Origin of the sequence: Paraburkholderia silvatlantica, from assembly GCF_003096715.1 — a bacterium.
GTDB classification, from domain to species: Bacteria; Pseudomonadota; Gammaproteobacteria; order Burkholderiales; family Burkholderiaceae; genus Paraburkholderia; species Paraburkholderia silvatlantica.
On record NZ_QEOL01000008.1, the window covers coordinates 192,647 to 212,993 of the forward strand.

The following is a 20,347-nucleotide window of genomic DNA, read 5'->3' on the forward strand; positions in this document are numbered from 1 at the left end:
GCGCTACTCGATACGCCCGAAACCGCCTTCGGCCCAGGCCTCGGCGCGCGCCTTCGTCAGCTTGAAGTTCGGCGCGACCCGCGCCTGAGCGAGTTGCTCGCCAAACGCGTCGATCGCGCTGATGAGCGCGTAGGGCTCGTACTCGTCGGGAACGATGTCGAGTGTCACGTCCACATCGCCTTCGGCGGTCTGCACGCTCACGCGCTTGTGCAGCAGCGCGCGCAATTGCTGCTCGTGCCGGCGCAGCACCTCCGAGGCGGTCTTCACGAGCGTGTTGAACGCCGGCGTATCGAGCGGCTTGGGATTCTTCTTGTCGCGGCCCATGGTCCACGGGCCGACGAGTGCAGGTTCCGGCTCGCCGTCCTTGATCATTTCGACAGCCCAGCCGTCGTCGTCCTCGTTCTTGATCACGCGCGCGGTCCAGCCGTCCTTGCGCCACAGGCGCGCTTCCTGGATCACCTCGGCTTCGGCTGCGAGGTCGTCGGCGGGGAAATCGGGATCGGTTGCGGGCGAGGAATCGGTCATGGCGGGATTTTCATCGGGTTCTGCGCGGGACTTGCCCGTCGCGGGGCAAGGGCAGGATTCTACCCGGATCGCGTCGCGCGCCGGGCGCCGCGTCTTTCTATCCAGCCGGTTCGGATTATCCCGTCATCGAAGCGGAATATCGGCCGGCAACTTCAATCATTGCGTTTTCCGCAACGCACCATTCCATCGCGCGCATCAATTTAAAATGATTTTCCGCGGGCAAAAAAAAACGCGGCCCGAGAGCCGCGTAAAAACAGATGAAAAAAGACCACCCTTGGTCGAGGGCTGAAGAAATTGTACCGCCGCGCCTTGCGTGTGTTCAGTCCATGATCTGGAACAGTACCTTTCACCAAACAACAAGAATCACACTTGAAAAAGCGATGAATTCGCGCTAGGCCAGACCCTGCGCGGGTTTGCCGCACCGTCGCGGCCGCACAACGGATTATCCATACGGACCATTTTGTCGCACCCAATAATCAAACAGAAAATCTCTTTATACGCAATCACTTACAGCGATTAATGCCAATCTCGAAATGAAATGAGTGCATTGTTGCTTCGATTTTCGTAAATACGCCGAATCTCGGACTACACTTCGTGGCGAATCATCCGGGCACGAAATCGATTTCCAGAATATTCGGCCTGAAATTCCCCAAGTTCTGACCGGAGAAAAACATGAAAAAAGCACTCATTGCTGCAGGCGTTCTCAGTGCGTTTGCCGTAAGCGCCCATGCGCAAAGCAGCGTCACGCTTTACGGCTCGCTCGACGCCGGCATCGTCTACGCGAACAACGTCGGCGGCCACAGCCTGTGGGCTCAGGGCAGCGGCGCGCTCTCGAACAACTACTTCGGCTTTCGCGGCGCCGAAGACCTGGGCGGCGGCCTGAAGGCGATCTTCGCCCTCGAGAGCGGCTTCAATCTCAACAACGGCGGCTACAAGAACGGCGACAACGGCTTCAACCGCCAGGCCTGGGTCGGCCTGAAGAGCGATCAGTTCGGCACGCTCACGCTCGGCCGGCAGTATGACTCGATGGTCGATTACCTCTCGCCGCTCTCCGAAGCCGGCGCGGGCTTCGGCAACAATCTCGCGGGCCACCCGTTCGACAACGACAACCTCGCGCAAAGCTATTCGATCAAGAACTCGGTCAAGTACGCCAGCGCGAACTACGAGGGCTTCCAGTTCGGCGGTCTGTACGGCTTCAGCAACGACGTGAACGGCTTCGCGAATGGCCGCGCGTGGAGCGTGGGCGCATCGTACGGCAACGGCCCGCTGAACGTCGCAGCCGCCTACTCGCAACAGAACAACACCGGGGGCCTTGGCGCCGCGAATAGCGCCGCTTCGGCCGACCAGAACATCTCGGCACGGCTGCAGCGCTCGTTCGGCGCGGGCGTCAACTACACGTACGGCCCGGCACAGGTTGGCTTCGTATGGACGCACTCGCAGATCGACGGCATGCAGAGTCTCTCGAGTGGCGGCGCGGCGCTGCCGGGCCTCGCGGGCCTGAACCTGCACGTCGACAACTATGAGCTCAACGGCGCTTACCATCTGACGCCAGCCCTCGCGTTCATCGGCTCCTACACGTTCACTGACGGCACAGTCACGGGCACTGGCAACAACAACAGCCCGAAGTGGCACACCGCGTTGCTCGGCACCGACTACTCGTTGAGCAAGCGCACGGACGTCTATCTCGCTGGCGTCTACCAGCACGCTTCGGGTTCGCTCGGCTATAACACCGACGGCTCGGGCATCGCAAACGCCGCTGCGATCAATACGCTCTCGCCTTCTTCGACGAACAACCAGGTGGCCGCGACGGTCGGTCTGCGTCACCGCTTCTGATCGCTCGGGGTTGGGCAAACCCGGCGCGACCCGCCACGCTGCCTTGCCTGTGCGAAACGCACGTGCGCCACAAGCGCATGTGCGTTTTTTCTTGTGAGTTGTTGCATCTTTTTACGTCTGTGTGGACCTTGATCCAGATCAGGGTGCGTATACTCATTGGCATAATCCGCTGCTTCGATATTGTCACGCCGCCCATGAAAACGCTCACGCAACGACTCCTCGCCGCAACTCCGCTCGCGCTCATCGCCGCTTGCGGATCGACACCGCCGTCCGGCACCGCTTCGAACGGCGAACCGATGATCTATGCTTCGTCGGCGCGTTCGGCGTCGTCGGTCGCGAGCTGCCTCGAAGGCCGCCTGCCGCGCGTGCACACTTCGCGTGACGGCAACACGACCGAGCTGAGCGTCGGCTCGCGCACGGACGCGTCGTACTTCGTCACGCTCACGCCGAACGGCCACGGCTCGGTCATTCGCGTCACGCACGGCGCTTCTGCATCGAACGATCCGCCTGAAGAAGAACTGCGCTTCGACGTGGCGCGCTGCACGACCTGACGCGCGAACGCCTGGGGCCAGCACTGCACGCGCCACGTGACGTACCGCATGTCGCCCGCATGCCCCCCTGTCATAACGGCGACACATCTGCGAAGATTGCGCCCCCTTCGACTTCGCAACACACCGCTTCATGGCATCAGGCACCGCACATCACGCCACGGGTTGGGCCGCCGGCGTCATCGCCGCCGCAATCGTCACGCATCAGGGCGCCGATAGCGCATGGCATCTCTACGCTGCGCTCGCGTTCGCGGCGGGGGTAGCGGGCGGATCGGCGCCCGACTGGCTGGAGGTCGCATGGTGGAGCAAGAAGCGGCGCCTCTGGATCACGCATCGCACGTTCACGCACTGGGGCATCGGCTGGCTCGCGTTGCTCGTGTGGTCGTATCACACACTCGGACACCTGCCGCTCGCGGCACCCGCGTTCGGCTTCGCTTGCGGAGGCATGATCCATCTGTTCGCCGACTGGCCCAATCCGCTCGGTGTGCCGTGGATCTTTCAGCGGCACTCGCTGAACTGGTGGCGCAGCGGACGCTGCGACCTGATCGTCGTGGCCGCGTCATGGGCTGCCGCGTGGTTTTTCGCCGTGCACGGCGTGCCGCACGACTGGTCGCTCGCACCGCTGCGTCGGCTCGTTTGATTCATCAGGTTTCCCTGGTAACAGGCACCGGCACGCCGGGTGTCATGCAGCCGATGAAGCGTCGATTAGCGATCGCCGGGACTGATCAGGCGCGACATCGCCGATTAATCAGGCAACGTTTATTATCGTTTTAATAAAAGCCAAAATAAAAACGGCACCCCTTTAAAGGACGCCGCCACTGCATCGCGTCACGCGGAATTCAGGTGTTCTGCTCGCACTCCGCGCGGCCCATGCGGTAGCCGACGATCAACCCGGCGTCGTACGCCGACTCCAGCGCGCGGCCGATATCCTCTGCGCTCACGAGGTGCACGTCGGCGGTCGGCTTCCCGGTCAGTTCGAAGCTCTCGATCCCGAGCGTTCTTCGCGAGATTGCCAGCAAGAATTCGAGTCGTTCGTCATGCATTTTGCGCTCTCCACTTGATCTAAATCATCTGATTACAATGATAAATATCAAAATCGGTGTGAGCCGCGGCGCATGGACGCATTTTGAGGTGCTGCTCTAATATCAAACCCAGGAAATCTTTAAATATTGTTAAATCATCGATGGAGCGATTTTTAAAAATCGTTAAACCGGATTGTTTTAATTCACAATTAAACGGGGCGTCGGCGCATGAAGGCTGCCCATGACGCCGAGCCGACGTCGCGGCCCGGCCCGGCGTGGCTTGGGTTTCGTGCGGGCAACCGTTTGATATGATCGGCAAGACATCGCGCGGCCCAACCAGGGCTTTTCGTCAGTCTTCGAACGTAGCCCATGGATTCCACGCTCACCCCATCCGCCAGCACGGCGACCACCGACCTCGGCCGCCGGGTGCGCGCCGCGCGCGTCGCCCAGGACCTGACGCTCGATACGGCCAGCCGCCTGTGCGGCGTCTCGCGCTCGACCCTGTCCAAAGTCGAAAACGGACTCATGTCGCCCACCTTCGACGTGCTGCAAAAGATCGTCGGCGGGCTCCGAATCGACCTGGCCGAGCTGTTCGGCACCCCGCTCAGGCTCAATGCCGGCGGCCGCCGCGCGCTCACGCGCAGCGGCGCGGGTCAGCGTCACGCCTATCGCGGCTATCAAATGGAGTTGCTCGCCACCGATCTCGCGCACAAGGCAATGCTGCCGTTTCGCATCCGCATCACGGCGCATTCGCTCGACGCGTTCGACGACTGGGGCCGCCACGAAGGCGAAGAGTTTCTCTACGTGATCAGCGGCAGCGTGTGCCTGTATTCCGAGCTTTACGCACCCACCTGTCTGGACGCGGGCGACAGCCTCTACTTCGACAGCCGCACGGGCCACGCGGCCATTTCGACGAGCGAGGAAGACGCCGAAGTGCTGTGGATGGCCACGAGCGCGCGCCTGCCCGGCATCGCGCCGGAAACGCCGGCAACGTCGAAGTCACGCCCCAGGACGAAGCTCGCAGCTAGCTGAATCCGGCGCGCGGCTTTGGGTCCTCGGGAGCCGTGAAGCTTCAATCCTTGGCGCCGGGCGAGCGCTTGCCGGCGGAAGGGTCGACGGCACGCGCACGCCGCGTCCGGGGCGCAGCCGAGCCATCCAGCCGCACTTCGCGCTCGCGCGCCGCGCGCCGCACGGCTTCGATCAGCGCCCGACCGGCAGGCGTGGGCTGGGTATCGGTACGCTGAATCACCCCCACCGGCTCTTCGCCCCCCGCGGAAGGCAGCGGCAGCCGCACCAGCGTCCCGCGCCGAAGGTCGTACTCGACGGCACCGTCGGGCACGAACCACACCGCGTCATTCTGGAGCGCGAGCGCGCGCCCCACCGAAACCGAAAGCAGTTCGACGAACGCCGACAGCGGCGGCGCGCCCCACGCGGCGAGCAGACTGTCCGCCGCCTGGCGGATCAACGTACCGAACGGCGGCAGCACCAGCGGAAACGATACGAGTTGGGCCGGCAGCCCCGCCCCCTGCGCGAGCGGATGCCCCGCACGCACCACCACGGCAAGCGGCTCGTTGTACAACTGCTCGAAGCTCAGGCCCACCATGCGCTCCGGGTCGGCGAGACGGCCCACCGCAAAGCTGATCGCCCCAGTCTTCAGCCGCTCGAGCAGCTCGGTGTTGGACCCCGTCACCAGACGCACGCTCACGCGCGGCCACTCCTCGCCGAAGTGGCGCAACGCGCTGGGCAGCAACGCCGTCGCCACCGTAGGCAGCACGCCGATATCGAGCGTTGTGGCCACCGCGCCTTCATCGCGCGCGAGCAACGCCACGCCCTGGCGCAACGCGCTCACGCAGGCGCTTGCGTGCGGCATGAAAAGCTGCCCCTCGCGCGTAGGCACCGCACCGTGCCGCCCGCGTTCGAACAGCTTCACGCCCAGCACCCGCTCCAGCTCGGCGATCGTCTTCGACACGGCGGGCTGTGTGACCGACAGACTTTCGGCGGCCTGCTGCACGCTGCCCATCTGCGCCACGGCAAGGAAACACTGTAGATGGCGGAATTTGACGCGTCCGTCCGCGAGCCGGTTTTGCATAACGATTCGTTATACGAGATGCGAAAAAACATCATTTTGCATAACTTTTCGCTTTGGATAAAGTGACTCCATCGGCTCGCAGCGGCAAATCGCTGCAGCCAACGAGCCCTTCCTCCAATAATCCACCCCAGGAGACACCCCATGGACGAGTCCATCCTGTCGCCGCGCGACTTCGACTCGCACCCCGCGTACGTTTATCCGCCGTACCGTTCGTCGGTCAAACGCGGTCCCACGCTCCCGCTCATCCCCCTGAAGGAAAAGCTGCGCAACCAGCACGCGCCTGTGTACGGCACCGACGACCTCGGCGCGCTCGATCACGACCTCACGCGCAATGCGGCCAGGAATGGCGCGCCGCTCGGCGAGCGCATCATCGTGACGGGCCGCGTGCTCGACGATGGAGGCAAGCCGGTGAGCAACACGCTCGTCGAAATCTGGCAGGCCAACGCCGCCGGCCGCTATGTGCACAAGCAGGACCAGCACGACGCGCCGCTCGATCCCAACTTCCTCGGCGCCGGCCGCGCGATCACCGATAACGACGGCCGCTATCGTTTCCTCACGATCAAGCCGGGCGCGTATCCCTGGGGCAATCACCCGAACGCGTGGCGTCCGAATCACATCCACTTCTCGTTGTTCGGCGATTACTTCGGCTCGCGTCTCGTCACGCAGATGTATTTCCCCGGCGACCCGCTGCTCGCGTTCGACCCGATCTACCAGGGCACGCCCGAAGACGCACGCGAGCGCCTGATTTCGCGCTTCTCGCTCGACACCACCGAAGAAGGCTACGCACTCGGCTACGAATTCGACATCGTGCTGCGCGGCCCGAACCAAACCCCTACGGAGCGTTGAACCATGACACTCAAGGAAACGCCTTCGCAAACGGTGGGCCCGTACTTCGCCTACGGCCTGTGTCCGCAGCAATATGATTTCGACCTCAAGAGCCTCTTCACGGCCAACGTGGCCGGGCCCGAAACGCCGGGCGAGCACATCACGCTGATCGGCCGCGTGATCGACGGCGACGGCAACGCCGTGTTCGACGCGATGCTCGAGTTTTCGCAGGTCGACGCAAACGGCCGTTATCCGGCTTCGCGTGAGGCAATCGCCAAGGACGGCTTCCGCGGTTTTGCACGCGTGGGCACGGGCACGGATGCGCAGCACCGCTTCATCGTGCACACCGTGAAGCCGGGCGTCGAGAATGCCGGCGAAGCACCCCATCTGAACGTGATCGTGATGATGCGCGGGATGCTCACGCACACCTTCACGCGCATCTACTTCGAAGACGAAGCCGCCGCCAATGCCGCGGACCCGGTGCTCTCAGCCGTGCCCGCCGCGCGCCGCGACACGCTCATCGCGCGCCGCAGCGAGCAGGCCGGCAGCATCGTCTACACGTTCGACATCCGCATGCAGGGCGAACAGGAAACGGTGTTCTTCGATCTTTAACGCATTGACGGACACGCGAGCCGGATCGCACGGACTTTCACGTGGCTTTCATGAATTGGCCCTATGATCGTGCCGCTGCGATCTGATCGCGGAACTCCGAGCTGTACCTTGTGAAGCCTGCCATGCGCAGGCTTCTTTTTTTGCAGCGCGCCTGCGGCCTGCTGCACGCTCAGCCGAGCGGCCGCACGCCGATCAGCACGCCATGCAGCCAGAAGGCGAACACGGCCCAGACCACGAGCCCGACCACGACGACGATCGCATCGCGCGAAACCTGTCCTGCCGGATAGACCACCCCGGCTTCGCGATCGCGCCGGTTCTCGCCCCGCAGTTCGAACAACGCCCAGACGAGGAAAACCCCGAAGAGTACGATGTCGTTCAGCGTACCGTTCGCGAGCAGATGCGCGAACGCCCAAAGCGCGACGCCGCTCACGAACGGCTGGCCGAGCGCACGCTTGAAGCGATTGCCCGGCACATAGGCCGCGACGATCATGATGAAGGCAATGGCGGTGAGAAGCGCCGTGACATGCGCCATCCAGAACGGCGGCAGCCAGATCGGCACGGGATAGCGGCGTGAAAGTCCGTAGCCATAGACGATCAGGACGAAGCCCAGAATGGAGAGCAAGGCGAACGCGCCTCGCCAGGCACGCGGACCCACGCGCTCGATCTGCGCGGCGCGCCACGGCCCTGCCACGATGCGGATCGAATGGACACCAATGAAAATCACGAGGCCCAGCACAAGTATCGCCATGACAACCTCCCTGCCGCAGCAAGAACGCAATGGGCGAGATTGTCGCGCAGCTTGACCGCGTGGCCAACCGATGTTTTCAAAAAAGCTGACTAATTACGCACGCGCAAATGCCAACAAGGACAATGCATAAATCAATGCACACCTAAACCGGCACGGCATTTCAGGAGGCGCAATTAAACCCGGCTCGCGCCGAAGGGCATTTTAAAACCATGCTGAATAATACTGGGCGCCGCACCAATGCGCGGGCTTGGCGGCTTGCGCCGCGAACGGTCTGGCAATCGTACGGCAGCACCGGCGCGCATTCACGCACCGTCATGGCTAGCAGCGAAAATGCTCGATATCCTGTCCCGCGTGCTTATAGCGCAACAGCCAGGACGGCATATCGCCCTCGCCATTCCACGTATTCCCGTATGCGTCGCGGTACTTGGGTAGTTTTTCGCTTTCGGCAATAGACGCTTCAAGCTCTTCGAACGTAATGCCGTACTCTTCCATGCGGCGCCGAATCCACACGATGAGCCGTTCGCGCGCCTCTCCATCGAGGTCGAACATCGATTAATTCCTCTCGCTTCGTCAAGGGCAAGGCACCGATACAACGATCGGCAGAGAATCGTCTTCCCTGAAAAGACAAAGGCCTCGCGAACGAACTGCGAAGCCTTGCTGCACTGATGAGGGGGTCTGGGTGTGGAGCCCGCGACCGGTTCGGAGGGGATCTGCAGTCCGCTGCTCCGCTCTCAGGTGACGCCGCTACAGGTGAGCGAACGTTTGCTGCAAGCGGAACCCATGATACCTTGCGCGCGCAGCACAGATCAAGCGGTTTCAAGGCGGAGCGGGCCTTTGCGGCCCGCTCCGCCGCTTTAGCGCGAAGCCGCCGCGCCGGTTGCGCGCCGCTCGGGTGCAGGTTTGCTTTCGGCAACGTTCACGCCGCCCAGGCCGCGCGCCAGCACGGGCGCGAGCGCCGCACCGGTATGGCTCGCCCGCACCTTCGCGAGCGCTTCGGGATCGGCTGCGGCGACGATCGTACCGCCGCCCACGCCGCCTTCGGGCCCGAGATCGATGATCCAGTCGGCCTCGGCGATCACGTCGAGATCGTGCTCGATCACGACGACGCTATGCCCCGCATCCGCAAGCCGGTGCAGCACGCTGATGAGGCGCGCCACGTCGGCCATGTGCAGGCCCACCGTAGGCTCGTCGAGCACGTAGAGCGTGTGCGGCGCCTTCTGGCCGCGGCGCGTGATGTCGTCGCGCACTTTAGAGAGCTCGGTCACGAGCTTGATGCGCTGCGCCTCGCCGCCCGAGAGCGTGGGCGAAGGCTGGCCGAGCGTGAGGTAGCCGAGACCCACGTCCTTCATGAGCTGCAGCGGGTGCGAAATACTCGTGATCGAACCGAAGAACGCCACCGCCTCGTCGATTTCCATCGTCAGCACTTCGCCGATGTTCCGGCCGCGCCACGTGACAGCCAGCGTCTCGGGGTTGAAGCGCTGGCCGTGGCACACGTCGCACGGCACCTTCACGTCGGGCAGGAAACTCATTCCGATGGTGCGCACGCCCTGGCCTTCGCACGCGGGACAGCGTCCGTCGCCGGTATTGAAGGAGAAACGCGACGCGCTATAGCCGCGGGCACGCGCCTCGAGCGTATCGGCGAAAAGGCGGCGGATCGCATCCCACACGCCGATATAGGTCGCGGGACACGAGCGCGGGGTTTTGCCGATCGGCGTCTGGTCGACTTCGAGCACGCGGTCGATGCTTTCCCATCCGCTAATCGAATCGCAGCCCTGCCACGTATGCGACACCTCGAGCTTCGGCTTCGCGCTCGTGCGCGCGAGCACGCTCGAACGGCGTTCGGCCGCGCCCGGCGCCTTCTCCTTCACGGCCTTGCGCGCGCGGCGCTCGGCAGGCGAGGACAGCACCGAACGCCCCACGGCGTCGAGCAGATTGGAAAGCAGCACGTCGCGCGCGAGCGTGGACTTGCCCGAGCCGCTCACGCCCGTAATCGCCACGAGGCGTCCGAGCGGAATCTGCGCGGTCACGTTGCGCAGGTTATGCAGCTTGCCGCCGTGCACGGTGAGCCATTGACCCGGCACCGCTTCACGCCCGGCGCGCGCAGGACGCACTTCGCGGCGCGGCTGCAGCGGGTGCTGGATCGGCTGCGCGAGATAGCGGCCCGTGAGCGAATCGGCCTGCGCCGCGAGATCGGCCACGCTGCCCTGCGCGACCACGCGTCCGCCGCGCTTGCCCGCGCTCGGACCGATGTCGATGATGTGATCGGCGCGCCGGATCGTGTCTTCGTCGTGCTCGACCACGACGAGCGTGTTGCCCTTCTCGCCGAGGCTGCGCAGCGCGTCCAGCAGGATCTGGTTGTCGCGCGGATGCAGGCCGATGGTCGGTTCGTCGAGCACGTAGCACACGCCCTGCAGGTTGCTGCCCAGTTGCGCGGCGAGACGAATGCGCTGTGCCTCGCCACCCGAGAGGCTCGGCGCGGCGCGGTCGAGGCTCAGATAGCCGAGCCCCACCTCTTCCAGGAACTGGAGCCGGCTGCGGATCTCGCTCACCACGTCGCGTGCGATCTGGGCGTCGCGGCCGTTGAGCTTCAGCGTATCGATCCAGCGGCGCGTGTCCGCCACGGTCCACTGCGCGACGTCGACGATGGCATGCGCGTCGAACGTCACGGCGCGCGCCACCGGATTCAGGCGCGTACCGCCGCAATCGCGGCACGGCTCGTCGACCACGCCGTCGGGCTCCTGCTCTTCCGAAGGCAAGGTTTGCTCGCGGCCACGGCCGTCTTCGGCGACGATCGTGTCGTCGTAGGCGGCGCGCTGCTCGCGCGTGAGCGCGAGGCCCGTGCCCACGCAGGTCGTGCACCAGCCGTGCTTGCTGTTGTACGAGAACATGCGCGGATCGAGTTCCGGATAGCTCGTGCCGCACACCGGGCAGGCGCGCCGCGTCGACAGCACCTTCACCTCGCCGATGCCCGCGGTCGAACCGCCATTGCCAAGCACGTGATCGAGGCCGTCGAGCGGCGCGAGCAAGTGCACGATGCCCTTGCCCGCTTCGAGCGTCGCGCCGAGCATCGTGCGCAATTGCGCCTCGTTTTCGGGCTCGATCACGAGGTCGCCCACGGGCAACTCGATCGTATGCTCGCGGAAGCGGTCGAGCTTGGGCCACGGCGCGACGGGCACGAATTCGCCATCCACGCGCAAATGCGTATTGCCGCGCGCCTTCGCCCACTTCGCGAGATCGGTGTAGACGCCCTTGCGATTGACGACGAGCGGCGCAAGCAAACCGACATGCTGGCCGCGATGTTCGCGCAGCAGTTGCGCGACAATCGCATCGACGCTCTGCGATGTAACGGGCGTGCCGTCGTGCACGCAGTGCTGCACGCCGAGCTTCACGTAAAGCAGACGCAGGAAGTGCCACACCTCGGAGGTCGTGGCGACCGTACTCTTGCGGCCGCCGCGCGAAAGGCGCTGCTCGATCGCGACGGTCGGCGGAATGCCGTACACGGCATCGACTTCGGGACGGCCCGCGGGCTGCACGATCGAACGCGCATACGCGTTGAGCGATTCGAGGTAGCGCCGCTGGCCTTCGTGAAAGAGGATGTCGAACGCAAGCGTGGACTTGCCCGAGCCCGACACGCCCGTGATGACGTTGAAGCGGCCGTGCGGGATATCGACGTCGAGCGCCTTGAGGTTGTGCTCGCGCGCGTTCACGATGCGCACCACATCCTCGCCCTGTACGTCGCGGCGCGCCTGCGCGGCACGCAACGCGGTTTGCAGCGCCACGCCCTCTTCTTCGGCGAGCAGTTCGACGCCGCTGCCAAGCGCGGCTTCGTAGCGCTCGAGCGCCGCGCCCGTATGCGAGCGCGGGCACGCGATCACGTCCTCGGGCGTGCCGACGCACACCACTTCGCCGCCCGCGTCGCCGCCTTCGGGGCCGAGATCGATCAGCCAGTCGGCGGCGCGGATCACGTCGAGGTTGTGCTCGATCACGAGCAGTGAGTGACCGCCCGCGAGCAGCTTGCCGAAGGCGCGCATCAGCTTGGCGATGTCGTCGAAATGCAGACCCGTGGTCGGTTCGTCGAACATGAAGAGGCGGCCGCCCGCCTCCTTGCCGCGCGACTGCGCGGTTTCCGCGAGATAGCCCGCGAGCTTCAGGCGCTGCGCTTCGCCGCCCGACAGCGTCGGCACCGGCTGGCCGAGCTTCACGTATTCGAGCCCCACGTCCACGATAGGCTGCAGCACGCGCAATACTTCGGCATCCTCAACGAAGCATTGCACCGCTTCGCTCACCGTGAGGTCGAGCACGTCCGCGACCGAAAGCGTACGGCCGGCACGCTCGATCTTCACTTCGAGCACCTCCTGGCGATAGCGGCTGCCGTCGCAATCGGGGCAACGCAGGTACACATCGCTCAGGAACTGCATTTCGATGTGCTCGAAGCCCGAGCCGCCGCATGTGGGACAGCGGCCTTCGCCCGAGTTGAAGCTGAACATGCCCGCCGTATAGCCGCGCTGCTTCGCGAGCGTTGCCTTGGCGAACAGCTTGCGGATCTCGTCGAACGCGCCGACGTAGCTGGCCGGATTCGAGCGCGCGGTCTTGCCGATCGGCGACTGGTCGACGAACACGGCGTCGCTGATCTGCTCCGCGCCGCTCAGCTTGCGGAACGTACCCGGCGCTTCCGTCGCTTTGCCCAGATGCCGCGCGAGCGCGGGATAGAGCACGTCCTGCACGAGCGTGGATTTGCCCGAGCCCGAGACGCCCGTCACGCAAACGAGCCGCTGCAGCGGAATCTGCACGGTCACGTCGCGCAGGTTGTGCTCGCTCGCGCCTTCGAGCAGAAGATTCGGCGTGGACGCGTCGACCGGGCGCCGCTCCCAGTGCGAAGCGTCGGCCACGGCGCGGTGGCCGCCCAGGTACTCGCCCGTCAGGGTGCCCGAGGAGCGGATATCGTTCGGCGTGCCATCGTAGACGATGGTGCCGCCGCGCTCGCCGGGACCGGGGCCCATGTCGATGAGGCGGTCGGCCGCGAGCATCACGGAAGGGTCGTGCTCGACCACGACGAGCGTATTGCCCGCGTCGCGCAAGCGCTGCATCGCTTCGACGATGCGGTTGAGGTCGCGCGGATGCAGGCCGATGCTTGGCTCGTCGAGCACGAACAGCGTTTTCGTGAGCGACGTGCCGAGCGCGGTGGTCAGGTTGATGCGCTGCACTTCGCCGCCCGACAGCGTGCGGCTCTGACGGTCGAGCGTGAGATAGCCGAGGCCGACGTCGCAGAGATACTTCAGGCGCGTGCGCACTTCCTCGAGCAGCAGCTTCAGCGCGTCGTCGAGCAATGCCGAGGATAGCGAAAGATTGTCGAAGAAGCGGCGAATGCGCTCGATCGGCAGCAGCATCACGTCGTGCACGGTGAGGCCCGGCAACGCTTCGAGTTGCGCGCGCGTCCAGTCCACGCCGTGCGGCAGGAAGCGCCCCGACGGCGCGAGCACGTCGTCCGCGTTCTGCTGCGTGCCGAGGCGCCATTGCAAGGCCTCGGTCTTCAGGCGTGCGCCGCCGCAGGTTTCGCACGGCGTGTAGCTGCGGTACTTCGACAGCAGCACGCGAATGTGCATCTTGTAGGCCTTCGACTCAAGATACTGGAAGAAGCGCTTTACGCCGTACCACTGCGTTTGCCAGCTGCCCTTCCAGTCCGGTGCGCCGTTGATGACCCAGTCGCGCTGCGCCTGCGTCAGTTCCGACCATGCCGTATCGCGCGCAATGCCGGCTTTCGCGGCATAGCGCATCAGGTCGTCCTGGCATTCCTTCCACGCCGGCGTTTGCAGCGGCTTGATCGCGCCGCCGCGCAGCGTCTTGCGCTCGTCGGGAATCACGAGCCCCCAATCCACGCCGATCACGCGGCCAAAACCGCGGCACGCTTCGCAGGCGCCGTAGGCCGAGTTGAACGAGAACAGCGCGGGCTGCGGATCGGCGTAGCGCAGATCGCTGTCCGGGCAATGCAGCCCCGTCGAGAAGCGCCAGATCTGCGGCTCGGCCGCGGCTTCGGCGTCGCCGCTCCCGAGCACGTAAATGTTCACGCGCCCGCTGCCGCGCTTGAGCGAGGCCTCGATCGCCTCGATCGCGCGGCTCTTCTCCACGTTCTGCATGCGGAAACGGTCGGCGACCACGTCGAGCAGCTTGCGCGTGCCTTCGGCGGTCTTCACCTCGCGCTGCGCCTGCACGCGCGTATAGCCGCTCGCGGAGAGCCACTGCGCGACTTCTTCCTCGGTGGCCGTATCGGGCAACTCGACCGGAAACGTCACCACGAGACGCGGATCGCCCGCAGCCGTGCGCGCCATCAGTTCGGCGTAAATCGTCTCAGGCGTGTCGTGCCGCACGGGCTGCGCCGTGACGCGGTCGAACAGATTCGCGGCGCGCGCGTAGAGCAGCTTCAGGTGGTCGTTCAGCTCCGTCATCGTGCCGACCGTGGAGCGCGAACTGCGCACGGGGTTGGTCTGGTCGATGGCGATGGCGGGCGGCACGCCGTCCACGCGATCGACCTGCGGCCGGTCCATGCGGTCGAGGAACTGGCGCGCGTAGGCGCTGAACGTTTCGACGTAGCGGCGCTGGCCTTCGGCGTAAAGCGTGTCGAAGACGAGGCTCGACTTGCCCGAGCCCGACGGCCCGGTGACGACCGTCATTTCGCCGGTGTGCAGGTCGAGGTCGAGGTTCTTGAGGTTGTGCTGGCGGGCACCACGGATTCGGATGGATCGGTTTTCGCTCACTTGCGCTGGCATTCCGGCTGGATCACACGCGTGGGGCCGGGCGGCGCGCGAAATGGGGCAAATACGCGGCGCGGCCCGGCAACTTGCAGCGCGGCGCGCGCGGGAAAGTCGGCGCGCGGCCCTGGCTGTCAGGCTAGGATTCTACTGTATATTTATACAGCACGCTGGATGGCCATTCGGTCAAGTCCCGGCCGCCGGTTGCCCCGTATTTGCGCGCCGGATCGCCCTATTGCGCCGCGCAACGCCACATACCCTCGTACGCCGCCTCGACGCCGCGCGCAAAACGCTCGCCGTCCATGAGCGGCGAGCCCGCCATGCGCCCGCGCAGCGTTGCGCGCAGATTCGCGAGGCGCGGCAGGTCGTTCGCGAGACTCACCGCCGTCTCTACGAACGCGTCGTCGGAATCGGCGGCCAGTTCGGCGAGGCCGAGGTTCGCCAGCTGGCTCAAGCCCGCGCGCCCCGCCACCGTCGGCCCGATCCGCGTGACGACGGGCACGCCCATCCACAACGCGTCGAGCGACGTGGTATGGCCGTTATAGGGCAAGGTATCGAGCCCAAGGTCGATCTCGTGATAGCTGCGCAAATAATCGGCGCGCGGCCGGAACGGCAGGAAGCGCACGCGCGCCGGGGCGATGCCGGCCTGCGCGAGCCGCTGCGCCAGGCCGCGTCTCGCTTCGCCCTCGGCGGCCATGAGCACGAGGCGCGCGGCAGGCAAGCGGGCGAATACGCGGGCCCACAGGTTCAGCGTCGTATCGGTGAGCTTGCACGGGTTGTTCAGGCTGCCGAACGTGACGTACCCCGTGCTCGATGCCGGCAGCGCATTCACTTCGGGTTCCAAAGCAAGCGGGTCATAACACCAGAACGTGTGCGGCAAACGCCACGACTTTTCGCTGTAGTAGCGGTCGTGCACCGGCGGATCGAGCCATGGATCGGTAAGGCGCCAGTCCACCGCGCCGATTCCGGTCGTGCCGGGATAGGCGAGCCAGGCGACCTGCACCGGCGCCGGCTTGCGTGCGAACAGGAGAGGCCGGCCATCGGACATGTGCATCGTGAGATCGACGAGGATATCGATGCCGTCCGCGCGGATCTGCTCCGCCAGCGCCGCATCGCTCAACGTGCGCACGTCGTGCCACTTGTCGACGTACGCGGCGAGACGTGCGGTCGTCGCATCGGGTCTGACCACGCTCGCATATGCGTGAATCTCGAAGCGCGTGCGGTCGTGATGCGCCAGGAGCGGCGTCATGAACAATGCCTGGCAATGCTCACGAAAATCGCCCGATACGTAGCCGATGCGCAAGTGCCGTCCGGCCGCGGTATCGACGGGCACCTGCATACGTTGCGCGCCGAGCGGCGCTTCGTGCTGCGCGGACCAGCGTCTCGCCTCGTCGAGAATCACCTGCGGATCTTCGGCCTGGAACGACAGCGCGTACAGTAAATTGCTGTGCGCGATGAGGTTGCCGGGCTCGCTCGCCACGGCCCGGCGAAAGCATTTGATGCCTTCGTCCAGGTCCCCGCAGTCCTTGAACACGTTGCCGAGATTGTTGAGCGTGGCCGAGCGCGATGGATCGAGGTCGAGGGCCTGGCGCAACAGCGCTTGCGCCTCGTCCAGGTTGCCGAGCGTGCGCATCAGGTTGGCGGCGTTGTTGAACGCATCGACGAAATCGGGCCGGACGCAGATGGCCGCCTCGTACGCTTCGCGTGCAGCCGGGTAATCGCCCAGATCGCGGCAGACATTCCCCAGGTTGTTGGCCGCTTGCGCATGCGCTGGGTCGAGCGCGAGCGCGCGGCGATATTGCGCTTCGGCGTCGCGCAGACGGCCGCGCGCCTGCAGCGCAACGCCATAGTTGTAGGCCGCATGCGCGATAGGTGGAACGATTGCCGCCGCGCGTTCGAGCAAAGGCAATGCCTCGTCGAGATGCTCGAGGCGCGTCAGCAGCACGCCGAGGTTGATCATCGCGACTGCCGTGTCCGGCGCGGCCGCCAATGCGGCGCGCAGGCTTTCGAGCGCCTCCTCGTCCCGCCCCGCCTCCTGCAGCAGCGTGCCAAGGTTCGTCAATGCGCTGGCATCGCCCGGTTGCAACGCGAGCGCGCGGCGGTACGCGGCCTGAGCCTCGCCGGAATCGCCGAGCAAACGCAGGCAATTGCCGAGGTTGTTGCAGGCGTCGGCCCGGTTCGCTTCGCGCTCCAGTGCCGCCCGCCACGCCTGCACCGCTTCCGCCAGCGCACCCTGCGCCTGCAGCGCCGAGCCGAACCCGCACCAGAGATCGGCGGAGGACGCGTCCTCGGCCAGCAGTCCGCGATAGACCTCCGCCGCTTCGGCATGGCGTGCGGCCATGGCGTAGGCCTGCCCCAACCCCTCGCGGCAGCGCCGCTGACCGGGCTCGACGGCGAGCGCGCGCTGCAGCCAGCCGATCGCATCGCCCGGCACGCCTTCCTGCAAACCGATCACGCCGAGCCGAAACATCGCACCCGCGTGGGTTGCATCGGCTTCGAGCATTTGCATGTACAACTGACGCGCGCGCGGCAGGTCACCGGCGAAATGGCTCTCGCTGGCGCGCTCGTAAAGGGAGTCGTTCTGCATCGGGCTCACTGAATTCGTGCAACGGAGTCGTTACCAAACCTTATTCAATATTAACGGCAGTTTCTTTCGAAAACTTCTCACCCGCTTTGTTACCAACTATTGAGCAAGTTCATCGCACGCGAAAATCCTTTCCTTCAAACTCGAAAGGCAGGCGGACGTGCGGCGACACCGCGATGCGCAACGCATCCGGCCGCACACCGCCATTCAGCCTCGACAGGAGCCCGACGATGAGCAAGACGATGCAAGCCGCGGTAGTCCGCGCATTTGGCAAACCCCTCATACTGGAGGAAGTGGCCGTCCCCACCCCGGGACCCGGCGAACTACTCGTGAAAATCGAAGCGTGCGGCGTGTGCCACACGGACCTGCACGCCGCGCACGGTGACTGGCCCGTGAAGCCGCAGCCGCCGTTCATTCCCGGTCACGAGGGCGTGGGTTACGTCGTGGGTGTGGGCGCGGGCGTCACGCACGTGAAGGAAGGCGATCGCGTAGGCATTCCGTGGCTCTACTCGGCATGCGGCCATTGCGAACATTGCCTCGGCGGTTGGGAAACGCTTTGCGAGCAGCAGCAGAACACCGGCTATTCGGTCAATGGCGGCTTCGCTCAATATGCAAAGGCCGACGCGAATTACGTGGGCCTGCTGCCGAAAAATATCGATTTCATCGACATTGCGCCCGTGCTGTGCGCCGGTGTGACGGTCTACAAGGGCCTGAAAGTCACCGACACGCGCCCCGGCAACTGGGTCGTGATTTCCGGCGTGGGCGGCCTCGGCCACATGGCCGTGCAATACGCGCGCGCGATGGGGCTCAACGTCGCTGCCGTCGATGTCGACGATACGAAACTCGAACTGGCGAAACGCCTCGGCGCGACCGTGACGGTCAACGCGAAAAACACCGATCCCGCTGCGTATCTGAAGAAGGAAATTGGCGGCGCGCACGGCGTGCTCGTTACCGCGGTCTCGCCCATTGCGTTTTCGCAGGCGCTCGGCATGGTGCGCCGGGGCGGCACGGTGTCGTTGAACGGGCTGCCGCCCGGCGACTTCCCGCTGCCGATCTTCGACATGGTGCTAGGCGGGGTGACGGTGCGCGGCTCGATCGTCGGCACGCGGCTCGACCTCGAAGAGTCGCTGATGTTCGCGCAGGAAGGCAAGGTCAGGGCAACCGTCTCCACCGACAAGCTGGAGAACATCAACGACGTGTTCGCGCGCATGGAGCGAGGCGCGATCGAAGGCCGCGTCGTGCTCGATATGGCGGGCTAGGCGGCGCGCAAGCGCTCGATGAAAACGCGCCGGACACCGCAGCAAAGCGATGTCCGGCGCTCGCCAGTCACGCAAACGAACGCGGCGTCAATCCGCTACGTCCACGCCCGTCAATGTCTGCACCTCGGGCGGCTGTGCCACCCACGCACCGATCTTCGCGCGGTACGCAGCATAGTGGGCGCTGTCGCGATGCGCCTGCACCGCGGCTTCATCGACATAGGCCTCGTAGAGGTAAAAACCCGGCGCGCCATCGGCGCGGCGCAGCAGGTCGTAGCGCAGATTGCCCGGCTCCTTGCGCGTCTGCGCGACCATGTCGCGCGTCAACGCTTCCACTTCGGCGACATGCTCGGGCTTGGGTGTAATGCTCGCGATTAGATAGACAGTCATCGGAATTCCCTCATCGTCAACGGTTTTGCGGATCGGCAAACTTCGGCAATTTTCAGCCGGCCTTGTAGCGCTCGAGCCAGTGCGCGTAAGGCGCGGGCAAGGTCCAGGCGGCGCGTTCGACGCCCAGCTGCTGGGCCGCGAAATACGGCCAGTGCGGATTCGCGAGATGCGCGCGCCCGACCATCACGAGGTCGAGCTGCTCCTTCGCCACCGTGCCCTCGGCCAGTTCCGGCGTGCCGATCCCCCACGCCGACGACACCGGCAACCCGGTTGCGCGCCGCACCTTTTGTGCGATCGGCGCGAGGAACGCGGGCGCCCACGGAATCTGCGCGGCGGGCGTGGAGAACCCGACGCTCACGCTCAGCATATCGAGGCCTTCGCGCTTGAAGCCCTTGGCCAGTTCAATCGATTCGGCGAGCGTTTGCTCGTCGCGGCCATCGTACTCGATCACGCCAAAGCGCGCCGTCAGCGGCAGATGCTCCGGCCAGACCTTGCGCACCGCAGCCAGCGTTTCCAGCAGGAAACGGCTGCGGTTTTCGAGGCTGCCGCCGTAGGCGTCGTCGCGCTGGTTCGAATGCGTCGAGAAGAAGCTCTGGCCGAGATAGCCGTGAGCAAAGTGCAGTTCGAGCCATTCGAAGCCGGCTTCGAGCGCGCGTTTCGCCGCGGCCACGAAGTCCTCGCGCACGCGCGCGATGTCGTCGAGCGTCATCGCCTTCGGCACCTTCGGCAGATGCGCGCCGAACGCCGTTGCCGAGGGCGCGATGGTCTGCCAGCCGCGCGCATCGCCTTCGGCGATGTGGTCGTCGCCTTCCCACGGGCGGTTCGCGCTCGCCTTGCGGCCCGCGTGCGCAATCTGGATGCCGGGCACGGCGCCCGCCGCCTTGATCGCGGCGACGGTCGGCTTGAACGCCTCCCTCTGCACGTCGTTCCACAGGCCCGTGCAACCCGGCGTGATGCGGCCTTCGGGCGAAACCGCCGTCGCCTCGACGATCACGAGGCCCGCGCCGCCGCGCGCGATCTGCGCGTAGTGGACGTGGTGCCAGTCGTTGATCACGCCATCGACGGCCATGTACTGGCACATCGGCGGCACGGCGATGCGGTTGCGCAGGGACACGCCCTTGAGCTTGAACGGCTCGAACAATGCGGACATCTACAGCTCCTTTCTTGGC

At 65.3% G+C, this 20,347-nt stretch carries 17 protein-coding genes; 8 read left to right on the top strand and 9 right to left on the bottom strand.

Going from position 1 to position 20,347, the window contains the following annotated elements; genetic code table 11:
• Positions 1–3 precede the first annotated feature (3 nt).
• The gene (locus C7411_RS13580; RefSeq protein WP_110384795.1) at positions 4–525 is read right to left on the bottom strand and encodes a hypothetical protein; all 522 of its coding nucleotides are present in this window, start codon (positions 523–525) and stop codon (positions 4–6) included.
• Between C7411_RS13580 and C7411_RS37030 the strand changes: the two genes are divergently transcribed.
• The 4 genes from C7411_RS37030 to C7411_RS13595 all read left to right on the top strand — a co-directional run bounded on the left by C7411_RS37030 (position 524) and on the right by C7411_RS13595 (position 3,546).
• Complete coding sequence (locus tag C7411_RS37030; RefSeq protein ID WP_133253653.1) at positions 524–814, top strand: hypothetical protein; 291 nt, start codon at positions 524–526, stop codon at positions 812–814. The two genes, C7411_RS13580 and C7411_RS37030, sit on opposite strands and share 2 nt — an antisense overlap.
• 383 nt (positions 815–1,197) lie before the next feature.
• A complete protein-coding gene (locus C7411_RS13585) occupies positions 1,198–2,358 on the top strand; it encodes a porin (RefSeq protein WP_110384796.1) in 1,161 nt (386 codons plus the stop codon).
• 194 nt (positions 2,359–2,552) lie between these two features.
• Entirely contained in the window at positions 2,553–2,909 is a 357-nt protein-coding gene (locus C7411_RS13590) for a sugar ABC transporter ATPase (protein WP_110384797.1), read from the top strand.
• A gap of 130 nt (positions 2,910–3,039) precedes the next feature.
• Complete coding sequence (locus C7411_RS13595; protein WP_110384798.1) at positions 3,040–3,546, top strand: metal-dependent hydrolase; 507 nt, start codon at positions 3,040–3,042, stop codon at positions 3,544–3,546.
• A 199-nt stretch (positions 3,547–3,745) separates the two neighbouring features.
• On the opposite strand, the gene C7411_RS13600 is transcribed toward C7411_RS13595, so the two are convergent.
• The gene (locus tag C7411_RS13600; protein WP_110384799.1) at positions 3,746–3,949 is read right to left on the bottom strand and encodes a DUF6900 domain-containing protein; all 204 of its coding nucleotides are present in this window, start codon (positions 3,947–3,949) and stop codon (positions 3,746–3,748) included.
• 348 nt (positions 3,950–4,297) lie between these two features.
• Here C7411_RS13600 and C7411_RS13605 point away from each other — a divergent pair, with 348 nt between their 5' ends.
• On the top strand, positions 4,298–4,960 hold the full coding sequence (locus C7411_RS13605) for a helix-turn-helix domain-containing protein (protein ID WP_110384800.1): 663 nt from the start codon (positions 4,298–4,300) through the stop codon (positions 4,958–4,960).
• Positions 4,961–5,000: 40 nt separating this feature from the next.
• Here the strand turns inward: C7411_RS13605 and pcaQ are convergent, their stop codons facing one another.
• On the bottom strand, positions 5,001–6,017 hold the full coding sequence (pcaQ, locus tag C7411_RS13610) for a pca operon transcription factor PcaQ (RefSeq protein ID WP_110384801.1): 1,017 nt from the start codon (positions 6,015–6,017) through the stop codon (positions 5,001–5,003).
• A gap of 141 nt (positions 6,018–6,158) precedes the next feature.
• Here pcaQ and pcaH point away from each other — a divergent pair, with 141 nt between their 5' ends.
• The gene (pcaH, locus tag C7411_RS13615) at positions 6,159–6,863 is read left to right on the top strand and encodes a protocatechuate 3,4-dioxygenase subunit beta (protein ID WP_110384802.1); all 705 of its coding nucleotides are present in this window, start codon (positions 6,159–6,161) and stop codon (positions 6,861–6,863) included.
• Between the two features lie 3 nt (positions 6,864–6,866).
• A complete protein-coding gene (gene pcaG, locus C7411_RS13620; protein ID WP_110384803.1) occupies positions 6,867–7,454 on the top strand; it encodes a protocatechuate 3,4-dioxygenase subunit alpha in 588 nt (195 codons plus the stop codon).
• A 169-nt stretch (positions 7,455–7,623) separates the two neighbouring features.
• Here the strand turns inward: pcaG and C7411_RS13625 are convergent, their stop codons facing one another.
• The 4 genes from C7411_RS13625 to C7411_RS13640 all read right to left on the bottom strand — a co-directional run bounded on the left by C7411_RS13625 (position 7,624) and on the right by C7411_RS13640 (position 17,535).
• Positions 7,624–8,202 (bottom strand): NnrU family protein, encoded by a 579-nt coding sequence (locus tag C7411_RS13625; protein WP_110384804.1) that lies wholly within the window; start codon positions 8,200–8,202, stop codon positions 7,624–7,626.
• Between the two features lie 318 nt (positions 8,203–8,520).
• The gene (locus tag C7411_RS13630; RefSeq protein ID WP_042263577.1) at positions 8,521–8,751 is read right to left on the bottom strand and encodes an H-NS histone family protein; all 231 of its coding nucleotides are present in this window, start codon (positions 8,749–8,751) and stop codon (positions 8,521–8,523) included.
• Positions 8,752–9,056: 305 nt separating this feature from the next.
• Complete coding sequence (gene uvrA, locus C7411_RS13635; protein ID WP_221206409.1) at positions 9,057–14,966, bottom strand: excinuclease ABC subunit UvrA; 5,910 nt, start codon at positions 14,964–14,966, stop codon at positions 9,057–9,059.
• 214 nt (positions 14,967–15,180) lie between these two features.
• The gene (locus tag C7411_RS13640; protein WP_110384805.1) at positions 15,181–17,535 is read right to left on the bottom strand and encodes a tetratricopeptide repeat protein; all 2,355 of its coding nucleotides are present in this window, start codon (positions 17,533–17,535) and stop codon (positions 15,181–15,183) included.
• 227 nt (positions 17,536–17,762) lie between these two features.
• On the opposite strand from C7411_RS13640, the gene adhP reads away from it, so the two are divergent.
• Positions 17,763–18,791, top strand: coding sequence for an alcohol dehydrogenase AdhP (adhP, locus tag C7411_RS13645; protein WP_110384806.1), 1,029 nt, complete (start codon positions 17,763–17,765; stop codon positions 18,789–18,791).
• 87 nt (positions 18,792–18,878) lie between these two features.
• On the opposite strand, the gene C7411_RS13650 is transcribed toward adhP, so the two are convergent.
• Both C7411_RS13650 and C7411_RS13655 read right to left on the bottom strand, forming a co-directional pair.
• Positions 18,879–19,178 (bottom strand): putative quinol monooxygenase, encoded by a 300-nt coding sequence (locus C7411_RS13650; protein ID WP_110384807.1) that lies wholly within the window; start codon positions 19,176–19,178, stop codon positions 18,879–18,881.
• A gap of 52 nt (positions 19,179–19,230) precedes the next feature.
• Entirely contained in the window at positions 19,231–20,328 is a 1,098-nt protein-coding gene (locus tag C7411_RS13655) for an NADH:flavin oxidoreductase/NADH oxidase (RefSeq protein WP_110384808.1), read from the bottom strand.
• Positions 20,329–20,347: the final 19 nt, after the last annotated feature.

What these genes read in the sequence shown, in the direction of transcription:
- C7411_RS13580 (WP_110384795.1), bottom strand. Translation starts at nt 525, where the DNA reads ATGACCGATTCCTCGCCCGCAACCGATCCCGATTTCCCCGCCGACGAC.
- adhP (WP_110384806.1), top strand. Translation starts at nt 17,763, where the DNA reads ATGAGCAAGACGATGCAAGCCGCGGTAGTCCGCGCATTTGGCAAACCC.
- C7411_RS13585 (WP_110384796.1), top strand. Translation starts at nt 1,198, where the DNA reads ATGAAAAAAGCACTCATTGCTGCAGGCGTTCTCAGTGCGTTTGCCGTA.
- C7411_RS13625 (WP_110384804.1), bottom strand. Translation starts at nt 8,202, where the DNA reads ATGGCGATACTTGTGCTGGGCCTCGTGATTTTCATTGGTGTCCATTCG.
- uvrA (WP_221206409.1), bottom strand. Translation starts at nt 14,966, where the DNA reads ATGCCAGCGCAAGTGAGCGAAAACCGATCCATCCGAATCCGTGGTGCC.
- C7411_RS13590 (WP_110384797.1), top strand. Translation starts at nt 2,553, where the DNA reads ATGAAAACGCTCACGCAACGACTCCTCGCCGCAACTCCGCTCGCGCTC.
- pcaH (WP_110384802.1), top strand. Translation starts at nt 6,159, where the DNA reads ATGGACGAGTCCATCCTGTCGCCGCGCGACTTCGACTCGCACCCCGCG.
- C7411_RS13630 (WP_042263577.1), bottom strand. Translation starts at nt 8,751, where the DNA reads ATGTTCGACCTCGATGGAGAGGCGCGCGAACGGCTCATCGTGTGGATT.
- C7411_RS13600 (WP_110384799.1), bottom strand. Translation starts at nt 3,949, where the DNA reads ATGCATGACGAACGACTCGAATTCTTGCTGGCAATCTCGCGAAGAACG.
- C7411_RS13650 (WP_110384807.1), bottom strand. Translation starts at nt 19,178, where the DNA reads ATGACTGTCTATCTAATCGCGAGCATTACACCCAAGCCCGAGCATGTC.
- pcaG (WP_110384803.1), top strand. Translation starts at nt 6,867, where the DNA reads ATGACACTCAAGGAAACGCCTTCGCAAACGGTGGGCCCGTACTTCGCC.
- C7411_RS13595 (WP_110384798.1), top strand. Translation starts at nt 3,040, where the DNA reads ATGGCATCAGGCACCGCACATCACGCCACGGGTTGGGCCGCCGGCGTC.
- C7411_RS13605 (WP_110384800.1), top strand. Translation starts at nt 4,298, where the DNA reads ATGGATTCCACGCTCACCCCATCCGCCAGCACGGCGACCACCGACCTC.
- C7411_RS13655 (WP_110384808.1), bottom strand. Translation starts at nt 20,328, where the DNA reads ATGTCCGCATTGTTCGAGCCGTTCAAGCTCAAGGGCGTGTCCCTGCGC.
- pcaQ (WP_110384801.1), bottom strand. Translation starts at nt 6,017, where the DNA reads ATGCAAAACCGGCTCGCGGACGGACGCGTCAAATTCCGCCATCTACAG.
- C7411_RS13640 (WP_110384805.1), bottom strand. Translation starts at nt 17,535, where the DNA reads ATGCAGAACGACTCCCTTTACGAGCGCGCCAGCGAGAGCCATTTCGCC.
- C7411_RS37030 (WP_133253653.1), top strand. Translation starts at nt 524, where the DNA reads ATGGCGGGATTTTCATCGGGTTCTGCGCGGGACTTGCCCGTCGCGGGG.